Raw genomic sequence first — 9665 nt, forward strand, 5'->3', positions numbered from 1 at the left:
GTGGCCCGTCCGGCGGACCCCGGCAAGCGGGAAAGGATACTGGAGACCGCGCGGGCCGTCTTCGTGGAGGACGGCTACGACGGGGCGAGGATGACGAGGATAGCTTCTGGAGCCGGGGTGGCCGTCGGGACGCTATATTTGTACTTCGACTCCAAGGACGCCCTGGCGGTCGCGCTAACGGATCAGTTCTTCGAGAAGGTCTCGCACAGGGTAAAGCCAATGCTCGCGGACCTCTCCTCCCCGGAGAGCATAGGCCGGATAGTGGACTCGGCGCTGGAGATAGCCTCCGAGGAGCGGGACCTGTTCAAGATCGAACGCCTACCCGAAAGGTCCGCCCACAGCTTCAGGGAGGAGATGGCGCGGGTCTTCTCCGAGAGGCTACAGAGCCAGATAGGCTCCGGCGCGATAAACGACCTGGACGCGCCCGTGGTGGCGAGCCTGCTTATAAGCCTCATAGAGAGTGCGATCTACGAGTGCTTGGTGTGGGAGACGAAAGACCTCTACCGCTACCGGGAAGCACTAAAATGGACCTTTACCCGCCTGCTGCTCGGGCGGGGCCCGGACGGCTCATAGGACTCATAGGGGAGGATATTCTTGAGCCCACTGAACCAAGAGGATTACGCCCGCCACGACGCCACCGGCCTGGCCACGCTGGTAAAAACCGGCGAGGTAAGCGCCGGCGAGCTTCTGGAAACGGCCATCTCCCGGGCGCACGAGGTAAACCCGCGCCTGAACGCCATCGTGCATCCGATGCTCCAGGAAGCGCGGAGCCGGGCAGATAGCTCTGAAGAAGGGCTTTCGGGTATTTCAGGACCTTTCACCGGGGTGCCTTTCCTCACAAAAGATCTGGGCCAGGACTACGCCGGACATCCGACCTCTTGCGGCAACCGCATCCTGGCCTCGCCTCCGGTTCCGGAGCACGCCACGGTGGTGAGGCGGTGGCTGGAGGCCGGGCTCCTCGTCTTCGGCAAGACCAATACCCCGGAGTTCGGGGCCAAGGGCGTTACCGAGCCGGAGGCCTTCGGCCCAACCCGCAACCCCTGGGACGAGACCCGGACGCCGGGCGGCTCCTCGGGGGGCTCGGCGGCCGCGGTCGCGGCGGGCATCGTGCCGGTGGCCGGGGCGAGCGACGGCGGCGGCTCGATCCGCATCCCCGCCGCCTGTTGCGGGCTCGTCGGGCTCAAGCCGGGCCGGGGCAAGGTGCCCCACGGCCCGGTCCGCGGAGAGGCCATGCAGGGCGCCTCGACCGACGGCGTCGTGTCCCGCTCCGTGCGTGACACCGCCGCGATGCTCGACGTGCTAGTTGGTAACGAGCCCGAGGACCCGTACCAGGCGTCCATCCTGGAGAGGCCCTACTCGTCGGAGGTCGGGCGGGAGCCCGGCAGGCTGCGCATCGGCTTTACCCACCACTCCTCGCTCAACCCGCAGGCCCACCCGGAGGCGGTCGCGGCGGTCACCGACGCCGCCAGGCTTTTGGAAGGCCTCGGCCACGAGGTACAAGAGATCGGGCCCCGCGAGCTCGGCTACGACGACGCGAGCCTGGCGCGAGACTTTCTTACGGTGTGGTTCGCAAACGCGGGCAGCCTGATGTCCGAGACCCGCAAGACCACCGGAGCCCGGGCGGAAGACTTCGAGCTCGACACCAGGATCATGGCCGCCGTGGGAAGGTCCACGAGCGCCGTGGAGTACGCCTCCACCCTGGGACGCTGGCACTCCTACGTCCGGGCGCTCGCCGACTTCCACTCCCGCTACGACCTCCTGCTTACCCCGACACTGGCCAGGCCGCCGCTGGAAATCGGAGCCCTCGACACCCCACCCGCCCTCCGGGCGGCGGCCCGCACGCTACTCTCGCTCGGAGGCGGCCCGCTCTTGCGCAGGGCCGGGATAATAGACAGAATCGCCTACGAGAACCTCGGCTGGGTGCCGTACACCCAGCTCGCCAACGTCACGGGCCGCCCGGCCGTCTCGCTCCCGACCTACCGCACGGCGGATAACCTGCCGCTCGGCGTACAGTTCGTCGCCCCGCTCGGCGGAGAACCTACTCTGCTACGCCTGGCCTCCCAGATAGAGCAGGCCCGTCCCTGGCCCGTGCAGGCTCCGGATCGCCCTAACGGGTGAAGTCCACCCCGCGTACGAGGCTCCCGCGCCACGGCCACAAGAGGATGGCTGCCTGCGAATCCGGGCGGCACGCGCACCACTCCGGGTGGGCCGGCATGGCGAGGGGCGTGCCGCTCGCTGCCATTCTCTCCGGAGGCCCGTGAGGCTGCGCCGGACTACATGAGACTACGCTGAACCGCTCGGCCGTACGTCGTGGATAATGAACCCGTCTTTGGGCAGCGAGGGCATGAAGCTCATGCTGATGCTAAAGTCCTGCACCCCGACCTGATAGCTCATGCTGCGGGTCAGGAGCTGCACCGCCCGCTGCATTAGCCCGATGGTGATCGGCTCTCCCGGACAGCGGTGGTCGTCCGCGTACTCGCCGGCTCCCTGGGGTATGAGCGTGTTCGGGTCAATCGTCTGGCCCCGGAAACGCCCGGGCCGGAACGCCTCGGGATGCTCCCAAAGCCGGGCGTCGTGGTTGGTGCCGTAGAGGTCCAGCAGCGTCCATTCGCCTTCGGCGAAGTCGTGGCCCCGCCAGCCAAAGCTCTCCCGGGCCCGGCCCCCGATCATCGGGAAGAACGGGTACAGCCTACGGACCTCGTTTACGAAGTGCCCGAGGTCCTCGTCGTTGCCGGCGGCGAAGGTCTCGTGCCACTCCGGGTGGCGCAGCAGGGCGAGCGCGGCGAACGCGATGAACCGGCTCACCGCCAGTATGGGCCGGAGGACGTTCAGGAGCTCGACTGCGGCGGTCTCCACACTAAGCGGTTCTCCATCCGGTCCCCGGTGGTCCACGAGCACGGCGAGGAAGCTGCCTCCGGGCGGACGGATGGAGCCTTCGCGAGCCCGGGTTACGACCCCTTGCGCCCAGCGTTCGCAGCGGTTGCGCAGCGAGCGGGCCCACCAGTTCGCCGGGCCGAAGCTGCCGGCGTTGTCCACCATCGCCGAGAGCTCCCGGGTGCGCAAAACCACGTCCCGCTCGCTCATCGGCACGCCGGCCCAGGCTGCCGAGGTGCGGGTCAGCAGCTCCTGCATCTCGTCGTGCAGGACGACGCGCCCCTTACGCTGCCAGCGCGGTATGGCGGCCAGCCACTCCCGCTCGAAGATCCCGTACAGGTCCATCGGGTCCTCGCCCTGGAGGGTGTGCAGGAACATCGCCTTGCGGTGCCGGTGGGCGTCGCCGTCGAGGGCCTGCACGCTCCCCTCGTCCTGCAGGAGGTGGACTATGGAGGTCGGGAACGCCCCCTGGCGGGTAAAGCGGTGGCCGCCGTAGAAAACGCGGGCGGCATCGGCCCCGTGGATGCACGTCACCGGCTTGAACAGGAGCCGGGCCCTGAAACCGTCGGTGCCGAGCTCGTCGCACCGGCGCGGGATGAACGTGTATCCCTCGCGGAGGAGATCCACCGAGCTTTCCGGGGTCTTTAGGGCTGGAAACACGCTACCTCCTCAAACCTCTTCGAGTTACTCAAGTCTCTCAAGATCTCCCATGCTGAACGCCGTGACGGGCCTTGGCGAACAGCTCCGCGGCGACCGCCCGGATGCTGTCTCCGACCACGGCTCCCTCTGCCGGGTCCCGCTTCGCCAGCGACTCGACCATCCCCTTCGCCTCGTCGAACGTGATGTGGGCTGGCAGTGGCGGGACGTTCGGGTCGGTCCGCACGTCGAGCAACACGGGCTTGTCTGCGGCGAAGGCGCTGTCCCACGCTCCGGCGACGTCCTCGGGGCTCTCGACTTTGATGCCTTCGAACCCGAGAAGCTTCGCATATTCGGCGTAGTTCATGTCTTCGAGGAGCTGGCTGGTGTCGTAGCGCGGGTCGCCGGCCTCGCGCATCTCCCACGAGACCTGGGTGAGGTCGTCGTTGTGCAGGATGAGCACGATGAAGCGGGGGTCGTCCCACTCCTTCCAGTGGCGCTTGACCGTCAGCATCTCGTTCATGCCGAGCATCTGAAAAGCGCCGTCGCCGATGGTGCAGATTACCGGACGATCGGGTAATGCGAACTTGGCCGATACCGCGTACGGCATCGAGGCCAGCATCGAGGCCATGCCGCCGGACATGTTGCCCATCATGTTCCTACCGAGCTTTATGTGGTGGCCGTACCAGTCGGCGGTCGAGCCCGCGTCGGCGGTTACTATGGCGCTCTCCGGCAGCCGCTCGTTCAGCGTGTGGAACACGTAGCGCGGGTTTATCGGGTCGGCTTTGACCATCGCCTCACGCTCTGTCACCTCGTTCCAGGACTCCATGCCCTCGATCACGCCGTTCTGCCAGCTCCGGTCGTCTTTTCTTTGCAGGTGCTCAGAGAGCGCGGCCAGGGTCGTCTTTGCGTCCCCGATGAGGCCGACCTCCATCGGGTAGCGAAGGCTCAGGTGACCCGGAGAAAGGTCTATCTGCACGCCGCGGGCCTGGCCGGTCTTTGGCAGAAACTCGGCGTAGGGGAAGTTCGAGCCGACCATCAGCAGCGTGTCGCAGTCCTCCATCATGTCGTAGCTCGGTTTCGAGCCGAGCAGCCCTAGCTGCTGGGTGTGGTAGGGCAGGTCCCCGGGCACCGCGCCCTTGCCGAGCAAGGCGGTGATAATCCCGGCCCCTAGCTTGTCCGCAACCTCGATCACCTCGTCTGTGGCGTCGAGCGCGCCCTGGCCGACGAGCATCGCGACCTTATCGCCGGCGTTTAGCACGTCCGCGGCCCGTTTTAGCTCTTCTTCTACCGGCACGAGCCTGTTGGAGATGTGGCTGACGCCGGTACGCGAGACCCAGTGCTCGCGGTCCGGCTCCGTCATCTCAAGATCCTGCACGTCGGCCGGCAGGATGACGACGGTCGGGCAGCGTTCGGCTTTTGCGATTCTGACGGCACTGTCGAGGACCATCTGGGCGTGCATCGGGGTCGTCACCGTCTGGACGAACCCGGCGACATCCTCGTACAGGCGTTCGAGGTTTATCTCCTGCTGGGCCTCGCTTCCTAGGGACACCCGGCCCTGCTGGCCGACTATCGCGACCACGGGCTGATTGTCGAGCTTCGCGTCGTAGAGGCCGTTTACGAGATGGACCGCGCCGGGGCCGGAGGTTGCAATGCACACTCCGGGCTCCCCGGTGAACTTGGCGTGGGCGGTCGCCATGAAGCTCGCTATCTCCTCGTGGGTCGGCCGGATGTAGCGGAAATCTTTATCGGCCCGCTCGGCCCGCTCCAGGGCCCCGTCAAAGCCCCCGATGCCGTCCCCGGGATAGCCGTAGAACCGGTGCAGATCCCACTCGATCATCCGGTCGATGATGAAGTCGCTCACGGTGCTCATGGCTCTCCTTCTTTTCTCCCGTTTTGGCAATCCGACCGGCTGCCTCGTGGCTGCTTTCCGGTCTCTCAACGGATCATTTCGTGGGCAGGTACACGCCAAACAGCGACCGGAAGAAGCTGCCGGAGAGCACGAGGATTATCGCCCCGACGATGACGGCTCCGGGTCCGGTGTTGATCACGGGTATCTCCGGGATGATCTCCTCCAGCCCGTACCACATCAACACTATCGCGAAGAACACCGCGCTGCCGTAGATCAGCCGGTGGTGGACCTGTATGTCGCGCCGGGCCTCCTCGGCCTCCGCCTCGATCTCGCCCAGCCTGCCGGAGCGCAGCCTCTGCTCCATCTCGTCCCCGACCTGCCGTACGAGCTCGTCTTCCGCTCTCGATTCCCCGGAGCCGGACCGGCTCTGGCGACCGTCGTCTCGCCCCGAGCTCGACCCAGAGCCCTGTTTGGGGCCTTGTTTGGAGCTCTGGCTGGAGTGCTCTCCGGCACCGGCCCGTATCCTGCTCTCCACCTCGTCGCTTATCTGCCGCGCGAGACGTCCGCTTGCCCCGCTATTCCGGCCCGGGGTGGCATTCCGGCCGGTGGTGTCCGTCTTGCGGCGTTGCTCCTCTCTATCCGCCAAGCGGCCTCCTTCAAGGTAACCTTCAAGAGCCTCTCAGGAGACTCTAGTTCGGCACCGGCCCGCTGACCTTCTGGCTCGTCTCGAGCTTCGTCTGGCCGTTGCTCTGCTCGGCCTCGAACTCCGCCGTCAGGCCGCCGCCTTTCTCGAAATCGAGCTCGATGTCGTCCGAGCTCTCGTCCCGACTGGAGACTCTCCAACCGTCCTTGGTGTCCACGTTATCCAGGGAGAGGGTCTCGCCTTCCGAGCTGAACTCGACCTCCGCGGCGTCGCCGACCCGGTAGCTGCCGGCGTCGGCGGGCCGGGTGTCGCGCTCGGTCGAGATCTCCGCCTGCCCGCCGTCTACCTCGACCTCGAACTTCCAGTCGGCGTCGCCGCGAGTGAAGTGGACCTCTAGCTCGTCGGCGCTCTGCTCGGCGACACGCTGATCCCAGCCGGAGCGCGGGCTTACGTCCTCTAGCTCCACGCCGCCGTCCGTACCGTCCGTAAAGCTGAACCGGACGGTCCCGGCGCCGTCCACCCTCCAGGTGCCGTCCCGTATCTCGTCCTGCGGCTGTCCGGCGAGGGTGGGAGCCGTGGTCTCGCCCATGCTAGTCGTCCCCATACTGGTCGTGCCCGCGCCGGTAGTCTCCATGCCGCCGGTCGTACCGCCCATGCTGGTAGATTCCATACCGCCGGTGGTCCCGTCCATGCTCGTCGTGCCGGCGCTCTCTGCGGGAGCGGGCCCCGTCTCCCCCCCGGAGCCTCCGGAGCCGGAGGTCTGGCCCTGCTCTCCACCGTTATCCGAGGAGCCACAGGAGGATATGACGAGCGCCAGCGCAACGAGAGCCACGGCCACAGTGGAGCGGCTCCACGAAGAGGCTAGCGAGGCTTTGAAAGGCAAGAACCTGGACAACATGCTCTCCCAACGATCCGAGTGATATTGATCTCGCCGTACCCGGCCGGCGATCCGGCTAAACTCGGGACCGCGATGCAGGATAGCCGGACACGCTCTGTTACGGGCATTATCTCCGGCCCGGCAGAAGGACGTCAACAGGTTATGAGGTTATGGCGGCGAGGGGCGATCCACCGGACTCCATGGGGTCACAGCCTCCACCCGAGAATCTACGGCATCGGATGTAAGAAGCGACCCCAGACTTTAAGCTCGCCCCGAGCCGGAGCCTCTACCGGATCTACTCTCACGGCATCGCCCGCGCTTCTCAGGACGCTGCAGAGCATCACAGAGCACCACAAAGCACCACAGAGATCGCGGCATGGCGTCGCCGCAGTACAGCCTGCTAAACGCCGGCTCTGCGCTGGACTTGGCGGGTGAGCGCCGGGCAAAGCCGTATCTGGAGCTCGGACGCGCGTGTACCCGGCCCGTGTACTTCGGCTACTGATCCTCGGCGCCAGATGGAACCCCGCGCCACGGGGCCGCCCGAAGATTCTCAAGCGGCCGGGCCCTTCAAGACGATGAACTACAGGATCTCCGGCACCCCCAAGGGTAGTGGAGACCGGGGCCGCGAGTAGTGCGAGCTTCTTGGCCTAGGTTCCCGGCCGAGGTTATTAGCTCCGGTTACTAGCCGAGGTCGGAGTCTTTTCCGGCGGCCTCTTCGAGGGCAGAGAGGGCGGAGGCCTGATCCATCCCGGTGCTCCTCAGGATGTCCACCGCCGCCGAGCGGATCTGGCCGACCAGCACGCTCGTCGCGAGGTCGTGGTGATCCTCGAAGGTCTTCGTGGCCCCGCGGGCGGCCGAGAGCGCGCTAGCCCGGGTCTCTTCCGGCCCCTCGGACCGTTCGAGGTAGGCCGCGAGCTGCCTCACCGCGGCCGAGAGGTCGAGCACGGCCTCCGGGATGGTCGCCGGTACGGGGTCTCCGCGCCGGATCACGTTCGCCGCCCCACGGGCCAGGACGCGGGTGTTGATCACGGCGAGCTCCATCCTGATGGACGCGCTGGCATAGAGGTCCAGACGCTTTAAAGCCCTCCGCCGGGTCGGGGAGAGCCTGGCGGTCTCGTGGCCGGCGGCCAGCCGCTCGTCGAAGCTCCGGACCCTGTCGTCCACGTCCCGGGCCTGATCCAGGGTGCGCTCGGCCTTTTCTCGGTCGCCGTCTCTTAGCCCGGCGGCTATCTTCTCGAGCACCGTGGAGAGCTCGTCGAAGACCTCCCGCGCCGCCCGCTGCACCAGACGCTCCGGGTTCACGGGCAAGAGGTAGTTGATGCCGACGGCCACGCCCCCGCCGACCAAGGCGTTTATGAAGCGGTCCGGGTTGAAACCCTCCTGGGGCGGGGTCAGAACCACCACCAGGATCGCGGAGATCGCCGCCTGGTTCACGAACAGGTTACGCTCGGTAAAGAGCACCGAGGTCGCCATCGCAAGCGCCACGACCGCCGCTATCTGCAAAGGCCCGACCCCGATTACGAGCACGATCGCGTCCGCCACCGCGAGCCCGATGGCGACCCCGACGGCCACCTCCAAGGCGCGCCGCCCGCGCTGCCCGACAGACAGGCCCAGGGATATAACGGCGGCTATCGGGGCGAAAAAAGCCTGCTCGTTACCCAGGATGAAGGTCGCCAGAAAGTAGGCCAGGCCGGCGGCGGCCGCCGTCTGCAGGATCGCCCATCCGTTACCCCTGAGACGCCATCCGAGCGCCGCCAGACGCTCACGAAGCTCGCCGGATACGCTAATCCCTCTAACCCTACTCACCCTGCTCTCTCCGCCGGCTCCCTTCCACGAGACACGCCCCGCCTCATCGGACGGTATCCACTATACAAGAGAGGCCCCGAGCGGGGCACCGGCCGGACAGGCAGCGAGCCCGGTCGGCGATGAACGTCAACGGGCCGGGCTTGGCCGTGTCCTACGGGGCCCGACAGAGTCCCCGGGCCCTCCGCAGGCCGGAAGGAGGTGAACGGGAACAGCGGATAGCCACCCTCTCTGCTTCAGTCACCCTTACCGGGGGCCGCCCTCCGGGCACTCCAGAACCCGTGACCCCGGAACGTAAACGCGTTACTTGCCGGAGGCCTCGGCAGAGCCCCCTCGGCCAGGGGAGCGCGCTGGTTACCGCAGCCCGGGCAGGCCGGCTCCGGAAGCCCTTGCGGACGCGGGGCTATCCCCCCTGGAAGAACAACCAGACGGCGGCCAGCAGCCCGTAGGATATGATCCCCACCCTGAGCGTCCGGTCTCTTACTCTCTGGGCCAGCCTGGCCCCCGTCTGGCCGCCGACGAGCGAGGCGAGGCCCAGGATCGCCACCGCCTGCCAGGCCACCGGGGTCAGCAGCGCGAAACTGACGGCGGAGGCCGTACCGATCACGAGCTGCAGGATGGCTTTGAGAGCATTGAGCCGCTGCAGCGTATCTTCGAGGGTCAGCCCGAGCGCCGCCAGCACGGCCACGCCGAGCGCGGCGCTAAAGTAGCCGCCGTAGACCGAAGCCGCGGCCTGCCCCAGATACGCGCCGAGCCGGAGGTTCTTCCCCGCGCCCGAGCCTCCGGCCCTAAGACGAGATACCAGCGGCTGTACAGCCAGAAGCGCGCAGGCCGCCAGTACCAGAAAGGGCACGATGCGCGTGAAGGCGCTCTGCGAGCTAACGCGTACGAGCAGCACGCCGACGAAGCCCCCGGCGGCGCAAACCGGGGCGAGCAACAACACTCTCCTGGCCTGCCCCCCGAGCCCCTTGCGATAGCCT

General features: G+C 67.0%; 9 protein-coding genes. 3 read left to right on the forward strand and 6 right to left on the reverse strand.

Features of this window, described 5'->3' with window-relative positions:
• Together ABD53_RS11205 and ABD53_RS11210 are read left to right on the forward strand one after the other, a co-directional pair.
• Positions 1 to 573 (forward strand): TetR/AcrR family transcriptional regulator, encoded by a 573-nt coding sequence (locus tag ABD53_RS11205; protein WP_047865859.1) that lies wholly within the window; start codon positions 1 to 3, stop codon positions 571 to 573.
• Between the two features lie 30 nt (positions 574 to 603).
• Positions 604 to 2118, forward strand: a complete 1515-nt coding sequence (locus ABD53_RS11210; protein WP_047865902.1) for an amidase — start codon at positions 604 to 606, stop codon at positions 2116 to 2118.
• Positions 2119 to 2283: 165 nt separating this feature from the next.
• On the opposite strand, the gene ABD53_RS11215 is transcribed toward ABD53_RS11210, so the two are convergent.
• The 4 genes from ABD53_RS11215 to ABD53_RS11230 all read right to left on the reverse strand — a co-directional run bounded on the left by ABD53_RS11215 (position 2284) and on the right by ABD53_RS11230 (position 6843).
• Complete coding sequence (locus ABD53_RS11215) at positions 2284 to 3534, reverse strand: cytochrome P450 (protein ID WP_047865860.1); 1251 nt, start codon at positions 3532 to 3534, stop codon at positions 2284 to 2286.
• Positions 3535 to 3571: 37 nt separating this feature from the next.
• Positions 3572 to 5383: a thiamine pyrophosphate-requiring protein gene (locus ABD53_RS11220; protein ID WP_047865861.1), complete on the reverse strand. Its 1812-nt coding sequence runs from the start codon at positions 5381 to 5383 to the stop codon at positions 3572 to 3574.
• Positions 5384 to 5456: 73 nt separating this feature from the next.
• Entirely contained in the window at positions 5457 to 6008 is a 552-nt protein-coding gene (locus ABD53_RS11225) for a hypothetical protein (RefSeq protein WP_047865862.1), read from the reverse strand.
• Between the two features lie 43 nt (positions 6009 to 6051).
• On the reverse strand, positions 6052 to 6843 hold the full coding sequence (locus tag ABD53_RS11230; protein WP_047865863.1) for a hypothetical protein: 792 nt from the start codon (positions 6841 to 6843) through the stop codon (positions 6052 to 6054).
• A gap of 415 nt (positions 6844 to 7258) precedes the next feature.
• Between ABD53_RS11230 and ABD53_RS17825 the strand changes: the two genes are divergently transcribed.
• The gene (locus ABD53_RS17825; RefSeq protein WP_268778282.1) at positions 7259 to 7384 is read left to right on the forward strand and encodes a hypothetical protein; all 126 of its coding nucleotides are present in this window, start codon (positions 7259 to 7261) and stop codon (positions 7382 to 7384) included.
• A gap of 179 nt (positions 7385 to 7563) precedes the next feature.
• Here ABD53_RS17825 and ABD53_RS11235 read toward each other — a convergent pair whose 3' ends face one another.
• A complete protein-coding gene (locus ABD53_RS11235; RefSeq protein WP_053057984.1) occupies positions 7564 to 8688 on the reverse strand; it encodes an FUSC family protein in 1125 nt (374 codons plus the stop codon).
• A gap of 400 nt (positions 8689 to 9088) precedes the next feature.
• On the reverse strand, positions 9089 to 9665 hold a 577-nt coding region (locus ABD53_RS11240; RefSeq protein WP_047865904.1), incomplete at its 5' end, for a sulfite exporter TauE/SafE family protein.

It is taken from the genome of Rubrobacter aplysinae (assembly GCF_001029505.1).
Classification (GTDB): Bacteria; Actinomycetota; Rubrobacteria; order Rubrobacterales; family Rubrobacteraceae; genus Rubrobacter_A; species Rubrobacter_A aplysinae.